Below are 24,106 nucleotides of genomic sequence, written 5' to 3' on the forward strand. Positions count from 1 at the left end.
GAATAAGTGAGCTATTCACCGTTATTGCTTAATGCAGTAAAGAATTAGCCAGCGAATGTTTTAATAATATTTTTTTCATCATTCGTTGACTGATACTCTGGCAACCGATCGAAGTTCAGGTAACGATAAATATCGTCCCTTGTTGCTTTGATTTTATCCATGTGCCAGAAATATTGTTCAACGGTCGGCATTTTCCCTATCATCGCCGTCACGGCGCTCAGCTCTGCCGACGCTAAAAAAACGTTCGCATCGGTGCCCAGACGATTCGGAAAGTTACGAGTCGATGTCGAAATAACGGAACTGCCCTGACGTACCCGCGCCTGATTCCCCATACACAGCGAACAGCCGGCGGGTTCGATTCTGGCACCCGTTTTTATAAACTGATTAAAGTATCCTTCACTGGCAAGCTGACGCGCATCCATTTTCGTCGGCGGAGCCAGCCACAGCCGTACGGGTATCTCGCGGGCATCGGCAATAATTTTACCGGCGGCGCGGAAATGGCCAATATTCGTCATGCAGGAGCCAATAAAGACTTCATCTATCGGCGTACGCGCGACTTCCGACAGCAGCCGGGCGTCATCCGGATCGTTAGGCGCGCAGACGATAGGTTCGGTAATTTCCGTGAGATCGATCTCAATCACCGCGGCATATTCGGCGTTCTCATCGGCCACTAGCAGCGACGGATTCGCCAGCCACGCCTCAATTTCCGCAATTCGCCGCGCCAGCGTGTCGGCATTTTCATAGCCCTGATTAATCATCCAGCGTAGCAATGTGGCATTGGAGCGCAGGTATTCCGCCACGTTATCTTCTTCCAGACGCAGCACGCACGCCGCTGCGGAGCGTTCGGCCGAGGCGTCGGCCAGTTCAAAGGCCTGCTCCGCTTTCAGCATCCCGAGCCCTTCGATTTCCAGGATACGACCGGAGAAGATATTGATCTTATTTTTTTTCTCCACCGTCAGTAATCCCTGCTTACGGGCATAGAGCGGAATGGCGTGAACCAGATCGCGCAGGGTTATCCCCGGCTGCATCTCTCCCGTAAAACGGACCAGTACGGACTCCGGCATATCCAGCGGCATAATACCCGTTGCCGCAGCAAAGGCCACCAGCCCGGAGCCCCCGGGGAAAGAGATGCCAAGCGGGAAACGGGTGTGCGAATCCGCCCCGGTCCCTACAGTATCAGGAATTAGCATACGGTTAAGCCAGGAGTGGATAATGCCATCACCCGGCTTCAGCGCCACGCCGTTCCGGCGGCTGATAAATTCAGGCAGCGTTTCATGCAGCTTCACATCAACCGGCTTGGGATAGGCCGAGGTATGGCAGAAAGACTGCATAACCAAATCAGCGGAAAAACTCAGGCAGGCCAGATCGGTAAGCTCATCGCGCGTCATTCCTCCGGTGGTATCCTGCGAACCGACGGTGGTGACTCGCGGCTCGCAGTACTGTCCTGGTCGGATCCCGGCAACGCCGCAGGCTCTCCCCACTATTTTCTGCGCCAGCGTAAAGCCGGCGGTGGAGGGTGCCGGCGCCTTCGGCCTGCGGAAAACGTCGGAGGGCGCAAGGTTCAGTGATTGCCGCGCTCTGGCCGTCAGGCTGCGGCCAATAATCAGCGGAATGCGCCCTCCGGCGCGCACTTCATCCAGCAGAACGTCCGTTTTCAGGGAAAATGAGGTAACAGGACGCTGGCTGTGGGTTTCGCAAATCTCCCCGCGATACGGATAGAGATCAATCAGCATTCCCGTGGATAGCGCGGAAACATCCATTTCAAGGGGCAGCGCGCCGGAATCTTCCAGGGTATTAAAAAAGATGGGCGCAATATTGCCGCCAAAAACAAAGCCGCCGCTTCGTTTATTCGGCACCCATGGAATATCGTTGCCAAGGTGCCATAAAATAGAGTTAGTAGCCGATTTTCGCGAAGAGCCGGTGCCGACGACATCGCCGACGTAGACCAGCGGGTAGCCCTCTTTCTTTAACTGCTCTAGCTGTCGTATCGGCCCGCGGCTTCCCGGTTCATCCGGGCTGACGCCGTCGCGCGGATGACACAACATGGACAAGGCATGCAGAGGAATATCCGGACGTGACCATGCCTCGGGCGCAGGGGACAAATCATCAGTATTGGTTTCCCCCGTCACTTTAAATACTTTCAGCGTGATCTTCTCCGGCAGCGCCGGGCGACGTAAAAACCATTCGGCGTCGGCCCATGACTGAATCACTTTTTGCGCCCAGGCATTTCCTTGTTTCGCCTTTTCTTCCACATCCTTAAATTTTTCAAAAATAAGCAGCGTGGCGCTTAATTGTTCCGCTGCGCTGCTGGCCCAGCGGGGATCGTCCAGTAAGTGAATGAGCGGTTGAACATTATAACCGCCCTGCATGGTGCCCAGCAGTTCAATAGCCTGCTGAGGCGCAATAATACTCGCCGGGTTTTCTTCTTTGATCTGCTGATAAAGAAAATCGGCTTTAATCTTCGCCGCCGGATCGACGCCCGGCGGCACGCGATGCGCTAACAGTTGTACAAGGGCATGTTTATCATCGCAGGTCTTGCTGGTCAGTAATGTAATTAATTCTTGCGTTTGCTCAGCGGTTAACGGCTTCGGTGGAATATTTTTTTCAGCACGTTCGTCCACATGCTTATTATAAGCTTCTAACATATGCTCTCCGTTTCAGATGTTATTTATCTGAAGGTTGTTTATGTAATAGCGATATTCGGTTGGTAAAATTAAGTTTTAATAAATTGCGGTAAGCCTTCACAAAATTCTGCTAACTGCTCCAGACCATAATTCCACTCCCCGAATCCGGACTCAGCATTAATATGCCCGGCGTCACCCAGATCGATTAACCGCCCTCCCCAGCATTGCGCCCAGTACTGCGCTCGCTTAAAGGTCATTAACGGATCGTTTCGGCTGGCAAACAGGAGGCTGGGCACCCGCAGCATCTCGGGAATTACCGCCTCGTCCAGTTCGAAGAGCGATGGCTCCGCAGGCGCAACCATGACGATACCCGCGATGTTCACCTTTTGCGTCTGAATCAGGCGACATGCGGCGAGCGCCCCAAAGCTGTGGCCGACCAGCACGGCCGGCCGCTGACAGGTAGCCAGCTCCCGACGGATAGCGGATACCCAGGCATCGATATCCGGCTCCAGCCAGTTCCGCTGGCTTATCCGCTTCCAAAAAGGAAAACGACGACTCCAACAGCTTTGCCAGTGATGCTCATCGCTGTCTCGCAGGCCCGGTACCAGAATAATCGTCAACTTCTCGCTGAGCTGTTCCAGACGTTGGGTAGTCATAAAGCCTTCCTCTCCACGTTCAGTACCGCCCGTCAGGCCGGGTAATGGGAAAGTACCCAGCCAACGGCAAGGAGATCCGCGCTGCCGCCAGGGCTAATATTTCTGTCAATCAACGCCTTATCCATGTGTCTCAGCGCTTTTCTGAGCTTTTCACCCGCCAGGTGTTCTATCTTCAGAACGCGTTGCGCATAGCGCTGCACATACTGCAGGCCACTCAGCCCGCCCCGGGACACCACATTGGTATCGGGGTTGAAGGCCATCAGGGCCAGCAGCATCCTGAGCAGCGCATCCTGCTCAGATAACCCCTCCCGCCGCGCTTTCTGCCACTGCGGCAGCCCGAACTGCCTGACGGTATAAAAGCCGTTCTCAGCCTCACCCCGCGCGCCGCTAAGCCCAAAGCGCTGAAAAATATGCTCGCCTTTGGTTTTGGCGAGGCCCTTTCTTTTCAGTTCCTGGCTAACCAGGCCCGCGCACATCGCGCGGGTTTCCTCGCACAGATTGCGCTGGCTAAGCATCTGGTTGCGCTTAACAAGGCGCCCAGCGGCGGCGCACAGCAGGCCGAGGGAAAAAATGCCGCCTTTGTGGGTGTTGACTCCCCCCGTGGCGTTAAACATCGCCTGTTCGCAGGCCAGTCCTGTGGGCCTTATCGCCAATAGCGTCTGCGGGGCAGGCAAATCCGCCGTCGCCTTTCCCTGCGCAAAAAAGCGCGGAAACCAGGGCGAGACGGCGCGAATACTGGACATAAACAGCGCAATGTTCATATCACGATGCGCACCATTGTTCTCGCCATCAACCAGCCCGGGCTTTGGCGTTAATCTCACTTCCCGATACATCGCCTCGGCAGCCAGCCAGGCGATGCTTTCCCGTTGCTCAGCCCGTTCAACGTTCACCGCGAAAGTAGTCATAGGCTAAATCCTCAATCACTTGCGCAAGTTCATTCTGAGAATGGCGGCGCATACGGGAACAGACGTGGGCAGCCTCATTGCAAATGAAGCATCTGCGCATCGGCTGTCGGATCGCGCTGCGCTTAATTAATCCGGATGTGGGACAAAAGACATCGATATCCCACAGACGCCCGAGAGGATGATGATCTTCAAGATGCGCCGTCACGTGCTTAATCATCCAGGCAGGCGCCGCTACGGACCAGAACGCTTCGGGCCCGGTAGGCTGAAAACGAACGTCGTGTCTGGAAACGCCCCAGCGATGTTTCAGCAACAGCTGGCTCAACGCGTCCGTCGCCTCCGCCATAACCTGCCGGGCAAGCGGCGTATCTTTTACCTCTCCGGGCCAGACAAGCGTGGTGGATACCATCGGTTGTTCGAAGCGGCGCAGCCACGCCTGTTGTACACTCGCGCGCGCTTCTCTGGCTCTGAGGACCTCCTCAAGGGTGAGAGTGGCGCAGGAAGCGTTTGTCGTTTCGTCGATCATTCTTTCACCTGCCTTACAACGTCAATGACGCTGCCATCGCGATAACGCACAACGCCAACAATGCGCGAGGTAAACTCAATCGGTGTCGGTTCGCCAGAAATCACCAGCGATGTCTGATAAAGCGCCTCGATATCAACAACCGGCAAACCGGCCGCCGTCAGCCTCTCTTTGACTTCCGGGCGGGCAGGATTCACGGCAATGCCGTGGTCGGTGACGAGCACGTCAATGCTCTCTCCCGGCGTTACGCGGGTCGTGACGCGCCTGACGACGGTGGGAATGCGGCTGCGGATCAGGGGCGCGACCACGATAGTTAAATTTGCCGCCGCAGCGACATCGCAATGTCCGCCCGATGCGCCGCGCATCACACCGTCGGAGCCGGTCAGAACGTTGACGTTAAAATCCGTATCAATTTCCAGCGCGCTTAAGATGACGATATCCACGCGGTCGCAGCAGGCGGCTTTCGCCGCCGGGTTGGCGTAAACGCTGGTCGAAATTTCAACGTGGTGCGGATTTTTCGCCAGCGACTCTCCCGCCGCGCCATCAAAACTTTGTGTATCCAGCAGCTTAGTAATCAGCCCCTTTTCATGCAGATCGACAATGCTGCCGGTAATGCCGCCTAAGGCAAAGCTGGCGACGATATTGTGTTTCCTCATGCGGGATTCCAGGAATCGCGTACAGGCGGTGGACGCCGCGCCCGATCCCGTTTGCAGGGAAAAGCCATCGCAAAAATAACCGGAATGCTCAATGACGTCCGCAGCAGACCGCGCGATCATCAGCTCTCGCGGATTGCTGGTCACGCGCGCGGCGCCAACGCTGATTTTCGCCGGGTCGCCTACGCTGTCGATTTTGACAATATAATCAACCTGATCCTGAATAATGCTGGCCGGCATGTACGGAAACGGTTCAATGCTTTCCGTCAGCAAAACCACCTTTCGGGCATATTTTGCATCGACCATCGCGTAGCCAAGTGAGCCGCACCGGGATTTACCGCCGCTGCCGCTGGCATTGCCATATTCATCGCAGCAGGAGACCGCCAGGAATGCGACATCAATATTAATTTCACCCTTCTCAATCAGATTGACCCTGCCGCCGTGCGAGTGGATCTGTACCGGCTCCTCCATCAGACCGTGTGAAATCGCATCCGCTAATTCACCGCGCATCCCGGAGGTATAGATTTTGCTAATAACGCCGTGTTTAATATGCTCGATCAGCGGCGTGTTGCAGGTCATCAGGGAACTTGACGCCAGCGTCAGCCCTCGCAGGCCTTTTTCCGCCAGCCTGGCCATAACGTAGTTAATCACTTGATCACCCTCGCGGAAGGCGTGATGAAATGAAACGGTCATCCCATCGCGTAAATCGCAGCGCGATAAAACTTCATCCAGCGTGTCGAAAAGTTTGCGCTGATATTTTTGCCGGGTATCCGCGAGATAGGGCGTATGGGTATTTGCGCCGGAAAATACCTCATATTGGTGCTGGGCGCCGGATATATTATGAAGGGCTTCGGTTAATTGATTCATAGTTAAATCCTGTTGCTGGTGACTGAATGGAGATTATTGACGGATGCCGGAGGCATTTTTGCGTTCAATAACCACCCGGGCATGGTTGATGATCGGCGCGTCAATCATTTTGCCGTTCAGTGAAATCACCCCAAGTCCGCTACGCTCCCCTTCTTCGGCCGCGGCAATTACACGCTCGGCGTAATCAACCTCTTCCTGAGTGGGGGCATAGGCATTATGTAAGATCTCAATCTGCCGTGGATTAATAAGCGACTTACCGTTAAAGCCCATACGCTTAATCAAATCCACTTCTTTCAAAAAGCCGGCTTCGTCATTAATATCGGCATAGACCACGTCAAACGCATCAATGCCTGCCCCACGGGCCGCATGTAATACCGCGCAGCGCGCGTAAAACAACTCCGTACCGTCGCCGCGTTCCGTTTGCATATCCATGACGTAATCAAACGCCGCCAGCGCAATTCCCATCAGGCGTTGAGATGCCCTGGCGATAGCGACGGCATTAATGACGCCCACCGCCGATTCAATCGCCGCCATGAGCTGCGTAGAGCCCACCGGACGGCCGCAGCTCTCTTCAATACGCACAATTTCACGCTCAAGCTGATAAATATCTTCCGGCGTATCGGTTTTGGGTAAACGGATAACATCGACGCCGGCGCGCACCGCCGCTTCGAGGTCTTTTAAGCCAAACGGCGTATTCAGCGGGTTAATCCTGACAACGGTTTCAATATCTTTATACATAGGATGCTGTAACGCATGGAACACCAGCAGCCGCGCGCTGTCTTTCTCTTTCAACGAGACCGCATCTTCCAGGTCAAACATGATTGAATCGGGTTTATAAATAAAGGCGGTTGAAAGCATAGCGGCGCTTGAACCCGGTAAAAAAAGCATGCTGCGACGTAATTTTTTCATCATAATTTTTCCCACGCAATTTCGTTGCTGGCCGTTCCCCGTAAAATCGCCGCCTGCATTCTGGCGCGGATAACACAGTCCAGCGCGCCCTTATCCTCCACAATAATCTGGCCCTGCGTAACGTTTAATATGGAAAGTGTTTCATTGACCACTGCCGTAATCTGTTCACCAAATTGTTTGTACACTTCACTGTTGATAGTTATATCGAGCCCATCATCGTAGGGGCTGACTTTGACAACCAGGTCGCTGGATTCGAGCGTCCCGGCGATTGCCGCATGTAATATTTTCATATAAATATCCTGAACAATTATTTATTAAGCATCGACCATATCCAAATCGGGCTGCTTTGATTGATTCGTTGATAACCATTTATATAAATAAGGCATCGTAGTTGCAGGCACCATACATTTAACGGTGTGCATATCTTCGTGATTTAACAATTTCCTGACCGCAGAGGCGGAGATGGGAAGATTATTCATATCGGTCATCCGCTGAATCTCATTCACCTTGATACTGGCGGCAGGTATTGTCATCTCATCCTCCAGCCAGTGATGCATTGCGTCATTATATTGCGCGGTCACCTTACAGAAGGGTTCAGTACCAACAAAGCGCTGATTAATATTTAAAGCCGGTGCAATGTAACGGCGGAACATAAGCAAATCTATTGCGGCATACACCTCGTTAATAATTTGTTTTTCTTTGAGAAAGTAACCGGGGAATGTTCCTCGAGAAATAATATATTTTGAGCCAGGATGGACCGTAATATTAGGCAAATGCCGTGACCCCTCCTGAACCATGGCAAACCGTTGCCGAAAGGAAAACGTGGACAGATCTTCCTCAACGACAAAGACATGCAGCCAGTCGCAAGCTTTTGCAGCCTGCTCAATCAGATACTGGTGCCCTAACGTAAAGGGATTTGCATTCATCACAATCCCGCCGATATTTCCGGCCGTCACCAAATGCTGGCCCCGCAGTTGGCGGCAGTAGCGATGGATGCCAACCGGCGAATTCTCCATCAGCGTCGCCCTGTTATCGAGGGTGACCAAAGGATAAAATCCGCATCCCTGGAACGACCGAACATTATCCGGACACGTCAGGAGAAAAAGCTGATGTTCGCCGTTCTGAACAGCCAGCAGCTCCGCTTCATGAATGATTTTCAGGCCTAACGCCGTCCCGCGCCACTCTCTGGCAACCGCAATGCATTTTAACGTATTCCCCGCAAGCCCGGCGCAGGCAACCAGCTGCCGCTGGCAGCGCGCGACAACAAATTGCTCAATGTCGCCGTCGATACCTAATCCATTGTTCTTCAGAAAGAGAATAATTTCTTCTCTGAAGGTACCGTTGCTAGTTTCCACTCTCTCGAATTCTAGCGTTTGGTCGGTGTACATCTTGTTTCTCCTGCCCATACCTTAATGGGCGTCAAAAAATAATCTTGCCCGAGCCCGCGGAGACTACGACATCTGCATTTCGTGCTGCGGTTTTGATTCGACAATCGTATTCATGAGATGGCCAATATTTTCAATAACCACCTCGACCCGATCGCCTTGATGCATAAAGAGAGGGGGGGTTCTTTTTTTACCGACGCCGCCTGGGGAGCCGGTAATAATGACATCGCCGGCGCTGAGCGCAGTAAAAGTACTGATATAGCTAATCAGATCGGCGACTTTATGGATCATATTGCTCGTCGAATCATTCTGAACCATGATGCCGTTCAAATAGGTTTGAATAGACAAGCGGTGGGGGTCAGGTATTTCATCAACGGTTGTCAGGCAGGGACCAAATGCGCCGGTCTGCCGCCAGTTTTTCCCGGCGGTAAACCAGGCATGCTGCCAGTCGCGCACCGAACCATCCATATAGCAGCTATAGCCGGCAACATGGCTCAGGGCAGCGTCGGTATCGATATTCATACCCGGTTTGCCTATAATAACGGCTAGCTCGCCTTCATAATCAAATTCATTAGATAGCGCGGGTTTTAATATCGGCGTTGCATGACCGGTTTGCGAGTCAGGGAAACGAACGAAAAGGGTCGGCGCATCGTTCGTTTCAGAAAACTCTTTTCTTTTTTCCGCATAGTTCATACCGACGCAGAAAATTTTCCCAGGGCTTTCAATAACTGGTAAAAAAGTAATATCAGCCATCATAATATCGACCGGATAATTAACATATTGCCCGGCTATCTCAATGGCGCCCCACTGCAGTAAGTCCTTCAGCGTACGATATTGATGACCAATTTTGCTACCCAGGTCAATAATGCCTGTATCCGTCAAAATTCCATAACTCTTACGACCATGATGAACATAGCTTGCTAATTTCATGATGACACCTTACTAACATTGAATTTCTTTCCTCACGCCATTAGACATGACGTGAGTAATTTACTTCGCTACGAAGGATTTAAGACTCAACCGGAACCATGGCTTTTGTTTCGCTGGAAGACAAATACGTTGCGACCACCGCGCCAACGGCCAGTAGCGCAATAATGAATCCCGTCATCCCCTGCCAGCCCATAGAGTGGAAAACAAAACCGTTCACGAAACCAATCACTGAGCCGCCCATGTAGTAGAAGAACAGATACAGCGCGACGGCCTGGCCACGTGCATGCGTTGCATTTTTGCTTACCCAACTTAAACCAATGGAGTGACAACCAAAGAAACAGCCGGTAAAAATAACCGCGCCAATAATAAAGGTGACGACGTTAGAGGTTAAAGTCAGCAACATTCCTAGCGCCATCATCACAAACAGCGCACGCAGGACTCTCATACTGCCGTATTTTGCGGAAAGTCGTCCCGCCTGAGGGGCGGTGAAAAAGCTTAAGGCAAAGCTAAAGGAGAGCAGGCCCGCATTCGCCGGAGAAATATGAAACGGTTCGCCTTTCAGGAAGAAAGCCAGGTAGTTATAGAGAGAGGTAAATACCCCAAAAATGATAAAGCTAATCACAAAAGCTAACGCCAGTTTTTTATTTTTAAAGTGAGATGCTGCGCCTTTCACTACGCGAAGAACATTAAGGTTTTGCGTTGGCTTAAAGTTCTGAGACGACGGGAGTAAAAAGTTAACCAGCAAAGCAACCAAAATCAGGCTGATCGCAAAACCATAGAAAATGGTGTTTATTGAGATATGGTCGATCAGTTGGCTCGCCACAATACGCCCGGACATCCCTCCCATCGAGTTACCAAAGACGAAGTATCCAGTGACCACCCCAGCCACCACGGGCGCGACCTCCTCGCTGATATAGGCAGTTGCGGCAGCAGCGATACCGCTGAGCGCCAGACCAATAACCGCACGCAGAGCCACCAGCATCGCCCATGATTCGACCAGCGGACAGAGCATCGTCAGCAGTCCGCCAAGTAGTAGCGAAACGATAATTAATTTTTTTCTGCCGTAATGATCGGACAGCGTCCCGGTGAATAATAATCCTATAGCCAGAAGCGCCGTTTCTGCAGAGAGAATGATACTCACCTGACTAACCGGCACATCATATTCGACAGCCAGAACCGGTAACAAAGGTTGAATAAAAAACAGGGAGGCTAATTCTGCAAGGCCGGATAGCGCCAGGGCCAGGATGATCCGAATATAATTACTGACCTTGACGGGAGCAGAATTAAGCTGATTATCTTTCGTATGGGTTATAGCCATAAAATCCTCGACATTATTTTTTTAGGTACAGAGTTATGTAGCAACTACACGCTAGAGGACATCAGTATTTCACCGCATTAATGATATAAAATATTTATAATTCCTCCACTAAAACATATTCCGGGACGCAAACCGTACCTTCAAATAATTTACGGGAAGTTCTAATCACTGCGGCACGCGTTTTTTCAATATCATTTCCCTCTTTGAGTAAAGATACCGAAATTTTCCCGCTTGGATGTTCAATATTAATTATATTGGTATACGGCGTCCTGGGCTGAACGGCTACAATGTGATGGGCCACCGACCCTTCAATTATCGTGGCCGTTGCTATGCCGATAGACCCCGTAATAGCCAGAGATTTATGGCAGGTATGAGGCATAAAATAACGAACTCTGATGGTCCCGCCTGCGCCGGGTTCACTCAGCAGAACCGGTTTAGGGATCACTTTATCGGCAACATCGCCCAGCCCCATTTTCGCTCCCGCCTTACGCCGGATCGTTTCCAGCCTATTCATAAACGCGCGATCGGCATCGAGTTCGGCCGGTGATTCGTCCCCTCTTTTTCCCATCTGCTCAGCCCTAATCAGCACCATCGGCATCGCCATATCGATGCAGGTGACTTCCACATCATCAATCACATCGACGACGTTACCGGTTGGCAGCAGCTTTCCCGTCTTGCATCCGGCGGAGTTAAGGAAAGTCAGGCCAATCGGCGCGGCGCAGCCGGGAACGCCATCAATGTGCGTATCGCCTTCATAGTTGACATAAAAATTCGGCGTTTGTACTTCCGCATCAACCAGCGTACCGGTATTCAGGTTGCGAATTCGCACTGTCGTCACCGGACTTTGCGCCTTAACAAGGCCTTTTTCAATCGCAAAGGGCCCTACGGCACAGAGCATGTTTCCGCAGTTGGGCGTGGTATCGACGCGACGCTCGTTGACCATCACCTGAACAAATAAATAGTCGACATCAGCATCCGGACTGTCCGAGGGGCTAACAATAGCGACTTTACTAGTTTGGGGGCTGCCGCCGCCAATACCATCAATTTCAAGTTCGTGACCCGCGCCCATTAAGCCCAGCAGCACAGCATCGCGTTCTTCAATTTTTGTCGGCAAATCACTGGCCAGAAGCACCGGGCCTTTCGAAGTACCGCCACGCATCAGTACACAAGGAATCTTTAACATTATGTTTCTCGTTTCACGCATTAATAAGAGCAATGTCAGGATTCCACAGACGAATACATAATGCTAATGCCAATAAAACCAACCATTAATACGTTTTGCGTATAAATAGCGGTTAGGGTAGTGTGTTTGCATCGCGACAAAGTCTGGAGTGAAATCTCATGCTGCACGATCTTCAAGGTATACAAGCGTTTGTTAAAATTGCAGAAATTGGATGTTTCACAAGAGCATCACATTTTCTTCACACATCCCAACCGGCATTAACGCGGCGGATTAAAAAACTTGAAGAGCAGCTGGGAGCTACGCTATTTGAACGGACAACCAGAAACATTAAACTCACGGCTGTAGGCAGAGAGTTTTTACCTAAGGCAAAGAATTTAATAGATTTTTATGAGAGCTCGATCCTGAGTATTAAAGAAATGGCCACCCATCAAAGCGGTGTCGTCACCCTGTCCTGTCTCCCCACCGCAGCGTTCTATTTCCTCCCCTCCGTCATCAGGGACTATAACAACCACTATCCCAATATCCGTATCCGAATCCTCGAGCACAGCGCCAGCGATTGCCTTGAAGCCGTCTTAAACGGTGACGCAGATTTCGGCATAAACATGATAAACATCACACATCCCAATATCGATTTCTCGCCGCTGGTCAATGAGCCTTTCGTATTAGCCTGCCGACGGGATCACGAACTGGCGCAGAAATCACTGATCTTGTGGGAAGACCTGGCCAACTTCAGGCTTATTGGCGTAAGACGTTCAAGCGGTAACCGCTCGCTGATCGATCAAGCGCTGGAGAATATGGACTGGAAGCCCAACTGGTTCTATGAAGTCAGGCATCTGTCGACGTCGCTGGGTATGGTAGAGGCAGGGCTTGGCGTGGCAGTGGTTCCCAGTCTGGCCATGCCGACCGATGAGCATCATATTCTTGTCAGCCGTCCACTCGTTGAGCCGGTTATTCGCCGCACGCTCGGTCTCGTGCTGCGCAGAGAAACGGCGCTTAGCCCTGCAGCGGAAAAGTTCAGGGAGATGCTATTACAACTCTGGTCACAGGATACAAGCAGCCCGTGGATAGGGAAATTTACCCGGTAAAGGCGTTTTTATCTTCCGCACTCTATCGCCAGACGCTGCGCAAGGGACACGGCGATATCATTTCAGGCCGGGACGCTGGTCGGGCTAATATTGCCGCGCTTTTATGAGCCTGCCAGTCAGACGTGATATTTTTTAACGACCCCGCAAACTATGACTCCCACCAGGTCGAAATTTTTAAATTCGGCGACGGAAATAAAACACCTTAGAACAATAGCGCATTAAGTTATGAATAATATGTGCAACACGCCATGATTTAAGTAAACAGCTTAGGTATCAGTAAATAACATTCAGGCATGAGTTAAACCAAAAAATAATAATGCACTGATAACAAACTTCGTTATCGTGTTCGCGTAATACGTTGTTTTTCAGAAATGACTTTCTCATCAGGGTAAAAATATGCCAAGAAAAATTCATAGATTGCTATTGTCACTGGCGATCGCCGCCGCGCCTTTTTTCAGCCATGCCGAAGAGTCCACCTGGGATCATATTAAGCAATCGGGCGAACTGCGCATCGGAGTCGCGCAGGGGGAACCGTGGTATTTTAAAGATCCAGCCACCGGTCAGTGGAACGGCATTGGCTATAACGTAGGTAAAGTACTGGCAAAAGATTTAGGCGTAAAACTGGTGCCGGTGGAAACCACCTGGGGGAATGCGGTCGCCGCGCTGCAGGCCGGACAGATTGATACCATGCTGGTGCTGGACCCCACCGATGAACGCCGCAAAGCCGCCGACTTTTCCGACCAGCCCTTCCTCTGGTATGCGCAGGGGGTCCTGATCCGCGACGGCGTGAAGGCCGAGAGCTGGGAAGATCTTAATCGCCCGGATATTAAGATTGGCGTCACACTCGGCAGCAGCCCGGATCTGATGCTGACCAAAAAATTACCCAAAGTGCAGCTGGTGCGCTTTACCAATATGGATGAAGGCGTCGCAGCCTTCTACGCCGGACGCGTCGACGCCCTCTCGTACGTTCACCCGGCGCTGGCGCTGCAGCAGGCAAAAGTGCACAAAGGTAACCTGATTCTGCCAAAACCGATTATTGCCATCAGCACCGGCGGCGCGCTGCGCAAAGAGAGCGATCCCCGCTTCCGCAACTTCCTGAATGAAGAGTTTGCCAAAATTTACCAGTCGGGACAGAGCAAACAGTTTTATGAAGACGCCCTTAAGCTACGCGGTGTGGATATCAGCAAAGTGCCCTCGGTGATTAAAGAAGAGTGGAAATGAGCGATTAATCTCCTGGCGCGGGCAGAAGCGGCGCGATTGCCGCGCCAATGTCCGCGCAGCGTTCCATATCCAGCAGAGCGTCAATCAGCCGCGCTGCCCGCGGAGCGCTGAGGCGTGATGACAGGTTGGCCACGCATTTATCAACGATCCGCTGTTCCGGCAGCGGATTTTCTGCGCACCCCGGCGGGAAGTCGATACGCTCTCCGGCGATCGTCCTTCCCTTTAGCACAATTTCCACGCGCGCGGCGGGACGGCGATGCTGCAGCATCAGCTGTTCAAAGGTCTCATCGGCGATAATTTCAACCCGGTCAGCAAAGGCAAGGAGTGGCGCCGCGCCGCGCGTCCGATCGCTGCTCCACTGATGACGCGCGATTTTAAAAGCCAGGCAGGCTATCGCCAGCGGCAGACTGAACTGCGCATCGGTATTGCTGACGGGACGCGCGTCGGCGAAAAAACGCGCCAGGGTGAAACTCCCATAGACGCGTATCCGCTCAATCGACTCTGCCGACGGAATACGCTCCAGCAGATGCTCAAACGACGCCAGCGCCGTATGCATCCAACGGCATACCGGATAGTCTTTGAAACTGGTGTGCCTGAGCTGCCAGTGCGTCGCCAGATTCTCTGTCAGCCGTTCTGGCTGAAAGCGGTCGGAGCCTGACATCCGCCAGAACCCCTGTTCGCCATCGAGTATCGCGCGCGGCCCCACTATTCCCGCGAGGTGTAGCTCCACCGCGCGTACGCCGGCCTCTGCCGCCGGCGCATTGTAATCCTTAAACGAAACCAGTGGACGCGCCTGCCAGTTGTACTTATGCAACGTGGGCAAAGGGGTTAACGAGGCGGCCAGTCCCAGGCTATTTTCCAGCCCCGCGGCATCGCAGCCGCGCAGTAAACCATACGCCACCGCCGCCCCCAGCGATTCGTGCTGGCACACGCCATACACTTGTTGAAACCTTTCAGGACTCGGCTGCTGAGAGATAATCACGCGGCTGTTGATTTCCCAGGCCGCCACCAGAGAGGTCAGCAACGCCCCGCCGCTGACCGGCCCACCCTGGCCCACCGCGGCCAGCGCCCCGGCCACCAGCGTGGCGCCGGGATGCCCCATCCCCCGCCCGGCGACTTCAAAACCATCGTCATAATCCAGCGCGTTTATCGCAGCGGCGTTAAGGAACGCGGCGCCGCTGGCGGAGAGCGGAGTTCCACCGTCAAGCGCCACGCTTCTGCCCGTCGCGTACTGGCTCCGAATAACCCGCGCGCTTTTACGCAGCACGCTGTCTTCGCCGCCGGCAATGCCGCAGCCCAGGCTATCGATAAAATGCAGAGCGATCCTGGCTTTCACCGACGCCGGTATCGCAGCCGGAGTGAGTTCGCCGGCAAAACGCGCCAGCGTAGCGGTTAAGGAATCAAAGTTTGGCATTGCTTTCTCGCGTAAATATTTATAACCAAAAGAGATAATAGCAATGGTTTTTATTATTTAATTATCACATTTCGCTACTGCTAAGATGATGTCGTTCTAAAACCATCACCATCGTTTTGCGTTTTTCAGGGGTGCCAGAACTATGTCGTATCAATGGGATTTTGCCGCCATCTGGCCATATCGCATGCTGTTGCTGGAGGGGCTGTGGGGTACCATTCAGATCGGCGTCACCAGTATTTTATTCGGCATGCTGGCCGGCATTGCGCTGGCGTTGATGAAGGCCTCGCCGCTAACGCTCTTCCGTATTCCGGCGCTGATACTGATCGGCTTTTATCGTAATACTCCCGCGATCGTCCACTTCTTCTGGATCTACTACGCTCTGCCAATCGTCAGCCCGCTGACGCTCTCGCCGTTCGCTGCCGCTGTACTGGCGCTCACCGCCCAGTCGGCCGCGTTTTATGCCGAAGTTTACCGCGGCGGCATCCAGTCGATCGGCGCCGGACAATGGGAAGGGGCGAAGGCGTTGGGCATGTCGCGCGTCACCGCGCTCCGACGGGTTATTTTCCCTCAGGCGCTGCGCAGAATGATTCCTCCTTTCCTTGAGCGTTCTTTCGAACTGCTCAAATCCACCGCCCTTGCTTCGTCTCTGGCGTACAGCGAGCTGCTGTATCAGGCGATGCAAATCAACAGTCAGACTTACCGGCCCCTGGAAGTGTATTCGCTCATCGCGGTGATGTACTTCACCCTGCTGCTGATTATCAGCCAGGGCAGCCAGCTGCTTGAACGACGCCTTGCCGTCTCCGACACACGTTAACGAGAGAACAACCATGCATTATCAGTGGGACTTTTCCCTTGTCTGGCAAAACTTGCCGGTACTGCTGAAGGGACTGGGCGTTACGCTGGAGCTATGGCTGCTGGCGGGAATTGTCGGCACGCTGCTCGGACTTGCCGTTGGCGTCGTCCGTGCCCGCGGGCCGCGCTTTTTTTATCCCCTTACCAGCGCCTTTGTCGAGGTGTTCCGCAATACGCCGGTGCTTATCCAGCTCATCTGGTTCTACTATGCCTTTCCGGTGCTGGTGGGCATTCAGTTTTCCACTTTTGGCGCCGCCGCGCTGGCGTTAACCCTGTACACCGCCGCCTACAGCACCGAAATTTTTCGCGCCGGGCTACAGTCCATCGAACGCGGACAGTGGGAAGGGGCAAAAGCCTTAGGCATGCCGCCGGGCGTGATGCTACGGCGCATCATCCTGCCGCAGGTATTTCGCCGTATGCTGCCAGCCCTGACAAACCGCATGATTGAACTGGCGAAGGTGACCTCCCTGGCCTCGATTCTCACGGTTAATGAACTGATGTATCAGGGCAGGCTGCTAAGCAGTACCTGGTATCGCCCGGTGGAGATTTTCACCGTCGTCGCCCTGCTCTATTTTGTGCTGATCTGGCCCGGAAGTTACCTGGCGGCACGACTGGAGCGCCGCTACCGTCCACATCCTTAATTTGATGAGAAAGGCCATGTCAGAGAAAAAAGTCGTCATGCGGATACGCGCCCTGCACAAACGCTTTGGTGCGCAAAGCGTGTTACAGGGCATCGATTTAGATATCTATGCCGGTGAGAAAATCGCCATCATTGGCGGCAGCGGCTCGGGTAAGAGCACCCTGCTGCGCTGTCTGAACTTTATGGAAATACCCAGCGCTGGCACCGTAGAACTGGACGGCGTTACCCTCGGTAAAATCGACAGCCGCGGTCAGCGGCGCTATAGCGAAAAACAGCTGAGCGATGTTCGCCAGCGCGTGGGGATGGTGTTTCAGCAATTTAATCTCTTCCCGCATCTGACGGTACTGCAAAATGTCAGCGAAGCCCTGATATCGGTGAAAAAGATGCGTCGCGAAGAGGCGATGCGCATTGCCCGCGCGCAGCTGGAAAAAGTGGGGCTCGGCCATAAGCATCAGGCCTGGCCCGGCAGCCTGTCCGGCGGTCAACAGCAGCGCGTCGCGATTGCTCGCGCCCTGGCAATGGCGCCAGAGATAATATTGTTCGATGAGCCCACCTCGTCCCTCGACCCTGAACTCGTGGGGGAAGTCCTGCATACCATCCGTGAACTGGCAGATGAGGGACGGACGCTGCTGCTGGTCACTCATGAGCTGGGCTTTGCCTGGCATTTCGCCGATCGGGTGATTTTTATCGAAAACGGCGTGATTCATGAAATGGGCACCGCGGAAGAGGTGCTGCGCCAACCGCGCCAACCGCGCACCCAGGCCTTCCTTTCCCGTTTCGCTGAACGGGCATTTTAACCGCAAGGAAACATGATGAGTTTAGCTCTCTCCGGTCAAAGCAGTCAGGCGTACCTGCAGGATACGCGCAACGACAATGTGCAAGTGTACGTCAACGGCGAATTCGTTCATCGCGATCGCGCCACGGTTTCTGTTTTCGATTCCGGCTACGTCTGCGGCGACGGGGTCTGGGAGGGGCTGCGGCTGGTAAACGGCAAGCTGATCGCCCTTCAGGCGCATCTCGATCGCCTGTTTGCCGGGGCAGCCGCTATCCAGCTCAATATCGGCCATAGTCCTGAGGAGCTAACCGATATTATGTACAACACGCTGAAGATCAACGGCATGACGGACGGCGCCCATCTGCGGCTCATGATCACCCGCGGCAAAAAGCGCACGCCAAATCAGGACCCGCGCTTTATCCTCGGCGGCGCCACTATCGTCTGCGTGGCGGAATATAAGGTTGTTGATGAACAAGCCAAACGGCGCGGCCTTGCCCTGTTCACCTCGACCTATCGTACCAGCGCGCCGGATGTTTTCGATTTGCGTCTTAATTCCCACAGCCGCCTGAATTTGATTCAGGCGCTATTGCAGGCGCTGGATGCCGGCGCAGATGAAGCGCTGATGCTGGACCCTCATGGTTTTGTCGCCAGCTGCAATTCCACCAACTTTTTTATCATACGCCAGGGCGAGCTGTGGACCTCAAACGGCCTGTACTGCTTTAACGGTATTACCCGCCGCACGATCTTGTCACTGGCGCGCCAGCAGGGCCTCGGCGTACAGGAAAGATCCTTTACCCTTGCCGAAGCATTCACTGCGGACGAAGCTTTTGTCACCGGAACGCTGGCAGGTATTACCCCGGTAAGCAGGCTCGACGGCAGGCGCTTCGACCTCAACGAAAATCCCGTGACCCAACGCATCAGCGGCTGGTATCAGGACTATTTACAGCAGGAGGAGTCGCCGCCCGCCGACAATCGCTGGACGAAAAAAAACCCGCAGAGATAGCGCGGGTCGATTCAAGTGCAAATCCATTGACTGCAAATAACATCACAATAACCGAGCGTTATTTTATGACTTGCATCACAAAAACATCACCCCCTGTTCGGGGGGGATGCTAACTTCTCCCCGGTATCTCTTTATCCGTCCCGAGCGCAACGTGAAGGGCATAAGGGGCATGAAATAGCGACGCCTGCGCATTTCTGCTTCATGCTCAACTGAGATGGTCTGAGGATTTTTGCTTTTTTCGAGGCCGGATGTAAGAATCGACGAACGTTTTTGATGGGTCAACGCGTTCACTCATGCCGCCCACCGCAGGGGCATGGATATTGGCTATCGGGATAACATTGCGCCTGCATCGTTGCGATGCCCGCCCGCCATATCAAATGATGACTGCTATCTACCAGAGCCCCCCTGTATTACTGCATTCAACGGGAAACAGTATGAAGCCAAAACAAGCGGAAATTATCCGCCATTCTATGTCCCTGTTTAACAAAGAGGGGTATCAGTCGCCGAGTATTGACCGGATTTCGGAGAATGCGGGCATCTCCAAAATGACGTTCTACCGCTACTATCCGGATAAAGAGGCGCTCATTCTTGATATTTTACAGCAGAAAGAGTGTGATTTTATGCAGGCGCTGCAGGACATTACCGCGGATAAACCCACGGGGCGTGAAAAGCTGTTTGCCGTCTTTGAATACTACAATAACTGGTTCACCTGTGCGGATTTTCACGGCTGCATGTTCACCCGCGCCCTGTTTGAATACGGGACCTCGTCTCCCGCTATCCGGACGATATGTTCACAGTTTAAATCGCGCCTCTACCAGTTTTTCCGCGACATCCTCATCGGACTATTAAAACCAGAGCCTGCGGAACGGGTGGCGATGATGATGCTTATGCTGATTGATGGCGCGATTGCCGCCCAACAGGCCGAGTCATCGGAATGCCGGGAGATCCCTCCCGGTATAACGGCCTGGAGCGCGGCAAAAGCGCTTATTTATTCAGAGGGCGGTACTCTCTGATTCGCGGTCAGCGAGCGTGCGTAACGCCTCCAGCAGACAATCGTAATAATCGCAGCAAGTCTGAAGACGCAGCGCTGCGCCAGAGTAGACCTCTTCCAGCGCAGCCGGATTTTTATTGCCGATCGGCACGATAACGTTATTCAGCCATCCATCCGCGTGGCCGATATCAACCTCGATATGCTCTGAGTAATAATGGACGTCGCGATCCGATAGCCCAATACGGCGGCAACCTGTCACCAGCTTCTGATACTGCGGCGGATCCAACAGTTCCGTCATCGCCATGACGCCAAGCGATTTGTAGTAATGCTGACGGTTAACGCCGCCCAACATAAACGCATTGTAGCCAGCGAGTCCCTGCCAGTCGTACAGATGGGCGAAATGATTTTCAGGCAACGCAATATCCCTTCGCTTCAGTAAATCCTTATACAGATTAACGTGCGTGATCTCCTGGCTGCCCTGGCCTATTTCATCCCAGAGATTGTGGGCAATCTCTGCGCGCGTTTCCGGCAGAGAACCGACCAGCCCCATTGCCACCAGATCGAAAAACAGCAGATTCAGCGCGCTATCGCTTTTGAAGAAATAGTCGATTTGCGTAGCGGAAGCGGAAGAAGCGAGAAAATCAAACAGAGGATGGTGCGAGGCCGGGTGTTTCTGACAGAGGTCACGAAGTTCCTCAACGATATTGCCGGCGTTAAGCGCAGGTGCCGGGAAAGCGAACCGTTTTTTTTCCACCCGAAGCCATTCTGTCTCGATGTAGCTTCTGATCCCGCAGAGCAAGGGATGGAACTGGTTTTTTGCCGCCGCCGATAGCGGCTCCGCCAGCCAAGCCTGGTACAGTTTAAACAGCGCGCCGTGGGCACGCTTTTTCGCCTGCGGGTCGTTGGCGGTAAAAGCCTTGATGCAGGTGTTTTCAGTCAGGTACCAGACTCTGTCGGCCAGCAGCGGATTAGCCGTAAGTTTTAGTGAAAGCGCGTTGCTGTGGAGAAGCTGGTCAATCATGTCATCCAGAGAGAGCCTGGCCATTGCGGAATGCTGTTCGTTCCCGGTGAAACCATTTTCTGTCTTACGCATCGATTTATCCCTGTATAATGCATGGTATAGATACGTTATCGTACAGATATATATGCTGCAATCAGATTTTTTGCACATGCGTAATAAATTTTTAATTATTTGTTTTTAAAACAAAAAATAGCAAAAACCCAAAATAATAATAAAATTTAATTGATATATTAAAAAAAATAAAGTTACCATTTAGTACAGTTCGAAGCGATGCAAGGAATCAGCATGCCTTACCTGTTACTCACGCTGGCGGCCCTGTTTTGGGGAGGGAATTATGTCGTAGGGCATATTCTCGTTCAGGGCGCGGACCCGATCCTGATGACCGAAGCGAGATGGGCGTTGACCGCGATACTGTTGGTATTGCTCTATCAGCGGCAAATCCGCGACAGTCGGCTGCTGTTCCGCCAAAATGCGCCAACGCTGCTGATTTTAACGCTGTGCGGGCAGGTAAGTTTTCCCTTAACTCTCTATATTGGCCTGCAGTCGACTTCGGCGCTGAACGCAGCGATTTACATGTCTGCGACTCCCTGCATGGTGCTTATTATTAATCGGCTGATTTTCCGTGACCGGGTGTCGGCGCGTAACTGGTGGGGGGTGTTGTTTAGCACCGCAGGCGTCCTGCTGCTGCTTCTGCACGGCAACCTGACCAGTGCAGAGGGGCTAAAAGGCTTTAGCCAGGGCGATCTGTGGGCAATGGGATCCGCGCTGAGCTGGGCGGTATATTGCTCTCTGTTACGTAACAAAGATCGTCGTATCCCCGCCAACGCCTTTGTCGCCGTCAGTTCGCTTCTCGGCGCCCTTATTCTGCTTCCGGTGGTGATTTTCTGGCTGTGGCGGCATCCCGCTACCTCATTCGCTTCTTACCACGATATCTCTTTCCTGACCGGACTGGCGTACCTGGTTATTTTCCCCTCGTGGCTGGCTTACTTATTCTGGAATAAAGGCATCGCGGCCATTGGCGCCACTCGCGGGGAAATTTATACCCATATTATTCCGCTGTCTGGCGGCATATTAAGCATTCTGTTTTTACACACCCAGCCGCACCTCTATCACTTACTGAGCACGCTGCTCATTTTGACCGGGATCGCTATTTGTTCACTTGCTAAAAAAACAGCGCCACATTAATTAATAATAACACCACGTTTTAATCAATATTAACCGAAGAGTTTAACATGCTCAGGATATACTTATACCTTATTCTCGCCGCATCGGTTTCCGCGCTGGCAACAGATATGATCGTGCCGGCGCCGCGATCCTCGGCCATTCGAGCTGGAACCATATATTCCTCGTTATGGCCCTGTTTAGCGTCGTTACCCTTCTGCTGTCTCCGCACCGCCTGGGGCATCGCGATAGCGCTGCGGCGCCCTCTTCCTCCGGGTTTATCACGCCGGCATTTATCCAGGGAACGCTGCTGGTTTCGCTGATCCTGAGTTCGCTGTTTTGCTATATCTCGCTGTCGCCGGCCATTTTTATGCAGCAGCTTGGGCTGAGCACAATGCACTACTTGCTGCTGTTTTCCGCTTCCGTTTTATTTTTTATTATTGGCAATCAGTTCTCAAAATTTGAGCGTATAAATAATCCCTGGATTTTGTTAATCATGAATGCGCTGGCGGTCTCGCCATTTATTATCGATAGCCACTCACTCATATTATGCATCGCTGGATCGATGATTTTTAATTTCAGCCCTGGCGCCTATTACCCGACCGCCAACTTTATCGCACTGCAAATCAAAGGGACTAAAACCGGTATTGCGGCATCAGTCACCGATTTTATCCAAACAGTCTGCGCCGGCGCCATCAGCTATTTCGCGGTAAAACTCACGGATACCGGCCTGGGGTTTGACAGAACCCTCGGCACGAGCACGTTAACGCTGGCAATTTTATCTCTTCTGGTAGTCACGACAATGAAGGTAACGCAATGGAAAATTGGCAAAAAAGGAAAATAGATAGATCGCTAAAATATCAAGCCAGGTGTTCTCTGAACATATTAATGAACGGGTGGTAGCCAAAAGGGATGGCAAGGTCATTACCCTCGACGATGGCAGAAAAATGGTGGAATTTGTCTCATGTTCGTATCTCGGGCTGGAGACTCATCCGGCGCTGAAAAAAGCGGATATCGACGCGATTGAGCGTTTTGGCGTGCAGGTTTCCGTCGCCAGAACGCGTTCCCGCAGTTGGAAGCGCGACTGAACCAAATCATGCATGGGGCTCATACCCTGACGTTTATCGCGGTGACGGTAAAAATGCGGCAGCTGCGCCATCAACTCCCGGCACGGACCACCGGCGGAAGACAAACGGCAAAAAGCCTGAGCATGGGAAACCCTTAATCAGCTCCCGAATACTCAGACCCGTGACCAAAAAAAGGAGCGGTCATCATTCAGGGGGCCAGGCTTCTTAGAATCAACGAGGAGAGAATGACCGCCGCCGTCGGCGCCGTTTCGAGGTTAAACTGCAGCTGAACAGGGTTAATGAAGGGGCACATCACCATGTATATCGCATAGGTTGCCTCGTCAAGAGGGGTTTTCCTCTCAAACTCGCCGGCCTGCCTGCCTTCGACAACGATGCTTTCAATCAGCTTTAACAGGCGTTCCGCATACCTTTCCGTTGAAGGCCACTTATCCCGCGAGGCGACGGCGGCAATGTCGTAGAGCTTACGATCGTGGAAAAACAGTTCGCTTCCCGCTTCGGTGAGCGCGCGAAAGAGGCGGCGTAATTTTTCGCTGGCTGATGGCGCATCCGCCACCGCTGCAAGTACCGCCGTCATGATCGTCTCCAGGCGGTTAGCGCAAATAACTTCGCCGATAGCCTGTTTGGAATCGAAAAACTTATAGATGTAGGCCTTTGAAAAACCGATAGATTTAGCCAATTCCGCTACGGTGGTTTTTTCGTAGCCGTAATGCCCGAAATGCTCAAATGCGGCGTTGACGATTTGCTCCCGGACGCTGTGATCGAGTGGGCCACGTGCTGATGGTACGTTCATATTCTTAGTCATTCTGTTAGCTTAACGTGATGGTCTTTGATTGACAAATAGTGACCATTTTATCATTCAGCCACAATTTCGCTTGATGCAAGGTCGTGCAAAATTGTATCAGACA

General features: G+C 52.7%; 23 protein-coding genes and 1 pseudogene. 10 read left to right on the plus strand and 14 right to left on the minus strand.

Annotated elements, in window-relative coordinates; translation table 11 throughout:
* Positions 1 to 44: 44 nt before the first annotated feature.
* The 11 genes from acnB to ACE3MN_RS16985 form a co-directional block, all read right to left on the minus strand.
* Entirely contained in the window at positions 45 to 2,645 is a 2,601-nt protein-coding gene (acnB, locus tag ACE3MN_RS16935) for a bifunctional aconitate hydratase 2/2-methylisocitrate dehydratase (RefSeq protein ID WP_102650295.1), read from the minus strand.
* Between the two features lie 68 nt (positions 2,646 to 2,713).
* Entirely contained in the window at positions 2,714 to 3,280 is a 567-nt protein-coding gene (locus ACE3MN_RS16940) for an alpha/beta hydrolase (protein WP_049130206.1), read from the minus strand.
* Between the two features lie 32 nt (positions 3,281 to 3,312).
* Positions 3,313 to 4,185, minus strand: coding sequence for a triphosphoribosyl-dephospho-CoA synthase CitG (citG, locus tag ACE3MN_RS16945; protein WP_098066740.1), 873 nt, complete (start codon positions 4,183 to 4,185; stop codon positions 3,313 to 3,315).
* Positions 4,160 to 4,708: a citrate lyase holo-[acyl-carrier protein] synthase gene (gene citX / locus ACE3MN_RS16950; RefSeq protein ID WP_102650294.1), complete on the minus strand. Its 549-nt coding sequence runs from the start codon at positions 4,706 to 4,708 to the stop codon at positions 4,160 to 4,162. Before citX ends, citG begins: the two co-directional genes overlap by 26 nt.
* Positions 4,705 to 6,225 (minus strand): citrate lyase subunit alpha, encoded by a 1,521-nt coding sequence (gene citF / locus ACE3MN_RS16955; RefSeq protein ID WP_102650293.1) that lies wholly within the window; start codon positions 6,223 to 6,225, stop codon positions 4,705 to 4,707. Before citF ends, citX begins: the two co-directional genes overlap by 4 nt.
* A 33-nt stretch (positions 6,226 to 6,258) precedes the next feature.
* Complete coding sequence (gene citE / locus ACE3MN_RS16960) at positions 6,259 to 7,134, minus strand: citrate (pro-3S)-lyase subunit beta (protein ID WP_024359623.1); 876 nt, start codon at positions 7,132 to 7,134, stop codon at positions 6,259 to 6,261.
* The gene (gene citD / locus ACE3MN_RS16965; protein WP_004131130.1) at positions 7,134 to 7,424 is read right to left on the minus strand and encodes a citrate lyase acyl carrier protein; all 291 of its coding nucleotides are present in this window, start codon (positions 7,422 to 7,424) and stop codon (positions 7,134 to 7,136) included. Before citD ends, citE begins: the two co-directional genes overlap by 1 nt.
* Before the next feature lie 24 nt (positions 7,425 to 7,448).
* Positions 7,449 to 8,522, minus strand: a complete 1,074-nt coding sequence (gene citC, locus ACE3MN_RS16970; protein WP_098066734.1) for a [citrate (pro-3S)-lyase] ligase — start codon at positions 8,520 to 8,522, stop codon at positions 7,449 to 7,451.
* Between the two features lie 63 nt (positions 8,523 to 8,585).
* Positions 8,586 to 9,449: a fumarylacetoacetate hydrolase family protein gene (locus ACE3MN_RS16975; protein WP_049130201.1), complete on the minus strand. Its 864-nt coding sequence runs from the start codon at positions 9,447 to 9,449 to the stop codon at positions 8,586 to 8,588.
* Positions 9,450 to 9,528: 79 nt separating this feature from the next.
* Complete coding sequence (locus ACE3MN_RS16980; protein WP_024359626.1) at positions 9,529 to 10,767, minus strand: MFS transporter; 1,239 nt, start codon at positions 10,765 to 10,767, stop codon at positions 9,529 to 9,531.
* 94 nt (positions 10,768 to 10,861) lie between these two features.
* Complete coding sequence (locus ACE3MN_RS16985; RefSeq protein WP_098066730.1) at positions 10,862 to 11,950, minus strand: 4-oxalomesaconate tautomerase; 1,089 nt, start codon at positions 11,948 to 11,950, stop codon at positions 10,862 to 10,864.
* 158 nt (positions 11,951 to 12,108) lie between these two features.
* Between ACE3MN_RS16985 and ACE3MN_RS16990 the strand changes: the two genes are divergently transcribed.
* Positions 12,109 to 13,035, plus strand: coding sequence for a LysR family transcriptional regulator (locus tag ACE3MN_RS16990; protein WP_004131117.1), 927 nt, complete (start codon positions 12,109 to 12,111; stop codon positions 13,033 to 13,035).
* A gap of 396 nt (positions 13,036 to 13,431) precedes the next feature.
* Positions 13,432 to 14,256 (plus strand): transporter substrate-binding domain-containing protein, encoded by an 825-nt coding sequence (locus ACE3MN_RS16995; protein WP_375364114.1) that lies wholly within the window; start codon positions 13,432 to 13,434, stop codon positions 14,254 to 14,256.
* A 4-nt stretch (positions 14,257 to 14,260) separates the two neighbouring features.
* Here ACE3MN_RS16995 and ACE3MN_RS17000 read toward each other — a convergent pair whose 3' ends face one another.
* Complete coding sequence (locus ACE3MN_RS17000; RefSeq protein ID WP_219676254.1) at positions 14,261 to 15,670, minus strand: MmgE/PrpD family protein; 1,410 nt, start codon at positions 15,668 to 15,670, stop codon at positions 14,261 to 14,263.
* Between the two features lie 142 nt (positions 15,671 to 15,812).
* Between ACE3MN_RS17000 and ACE3MN_RS17005 the strand changes: the two genes are divergently transcribed.
* From ACE3MN_RS17005 to ACE3MN_RS17025, 5 genes are all read left to right on the plus strand, one after another.
* Positions 15,813 to 16,484 (plus strand): amino acid ABC transporter permease, encoded by a 672-nt coding sequence (locus ACE3MN_RS17005; RefSeq protein ID WP_219676253.1) that lies wholly within the window; start codon positions 15,813 to 15,815, stop codon positions 16,482 to 16,484.
* 13 nt (positions 16,485 to 16,497) lie between these two features.
* Positions 16,498 to 17,163 (plus strand): amino acid ABC transporter permease, encoded by a 666-nt coding sequence (locus ACE3MN_RS17010; RefSeq protein ID WP_004871476.1) that lies wholly within the window; start codon positions 16,498 to 16,500, stop codon positions 17,161 to 17,163.
* 16 nt (positions 17,164 to 17,179) lie between these two features.
* Positions 17,180 to 17,959 (plus strand): amino acid ABC transporter ATP-binding protein, encoded by a 780-nt coding sequence (locus tag ACE3MN_RS17015; protein WP_049130198.1) that lies wholly within the window; start codon positions 17,180 to 17,182, stop codon positions 17,957 to 17,959.
* 15 nt (positions 17,960 to 17,974) lie between these two features.
* Positions 17,975 to 18,940 carry an aminotransferase class IV gene (locus ACE3MN_RS17020; RefSeq protein WP_004871480.1) on the plus strand — a complete coding sequence of 322 codons (966 nt, stop codon included), beginning with the start codon at positions 17,975 to 17,977 and terminating at the stop codon, positions 18,938 to 18,940.
* 434 nt (positions 18,941 to 19,374) lie between these two features.
* Entirely contained in the window at positions 19,375 to 19,953 is a 579-nt protein-coding gene (locus ACE3MN_RS17025) for a TetR/AcrR family transcriptional regulator (protein WP_004871483.1), read from the plus strand.
* Here the strand turns inward: ACE3MN_RS17025 and ACE3MN_RS17030 are convergent.
* Positions 19,933 to 21,024, minus strand: coding sequence for an iron-containing redox enzyme family protein (locus ACE3MN_RS17030; RefSeq protein WP_102650291.1), 1,092 nt, complete (start codon positions 21,022 to 21,024; stop codon positions 19,933 to 19,935). The two genes, ACE3MN_RS17025 and ACE3MN_RS17030, sit on opposite strands and share 21 nt — an antisense overlap.
* Positions 21,025 to 21,237: 213 nt before the next feature.
* On the opposite strand from ACE3MN_RS17030, the gene ACE3MN_RS17035 reads away from it, so the two are divergent.
* The 3 genes and pseudogenes from ACE3MN_RS17035 to ACE3MN_RS17045 all read left to right on the plus strand — a co-directional run.
* Positions 21,238 to 22,137, plus strand: a complete 900-nt coding sequence (locus ACE3MN_RS17035) for a DMT family transporter (RefSeq protein ID WP_064342430.1) — start codon at positions 21,238 to 21,240, stop codon at positions 22,135 to 22,137.
* Between the two features lie 166 nt (positions 22,138 to 22,303).
* Complete coding sequence (locus tag ACE3MN_RS17040) at positions 22,304 to 22,957, plus strand: hypothetical protein (protein ID WP_375364115.1); 654 nt, start codon at positions 22,304 to 22,306, stop codon at positions 22,955 to 22,957.
* A pseudogene (locus ACE3MN_RS17045) lies at positions 22,930 to 23,248 on the plus strand (aminotransferase); the annotation flags it as partial. The gene ACE3MN_RS17040 and the pseudogene ACE3MN_RS17045, both read left to right, overlap by 28 nt.
* A 140-nt stretch (positions 23,249 to 23,388) precedes the next feature.
* Here ACE3MN_RS17045 and ACE3MN_RS17050 read toward each other — a convergent pair.
* Positions 23,389 to 24,003 (minus strand): TetR/AcrR family transcriptional regulator, encoded by a 615-nt coding sequence (locus tag ACE3MN_RS17050; RefSeq protein WP_004871494.1) that lies wholly within the window; start codon positions 24,001 to 24,003, stop codon positions 23,389 to 23,391.
* Positions 24,004 to 24,106: the final 103 nt, after the last annotated feature.

Origin of the sequence: Klebsiella grimontii, assembly GCF_042137965.1 — a bacterium.
Lineage (GTDB): Bacteria > Pseudomonadota > Gammaproteobacteria > Enterobacterales > Enterobacteriaceae > Klebsiella > Klebsiella grimontii.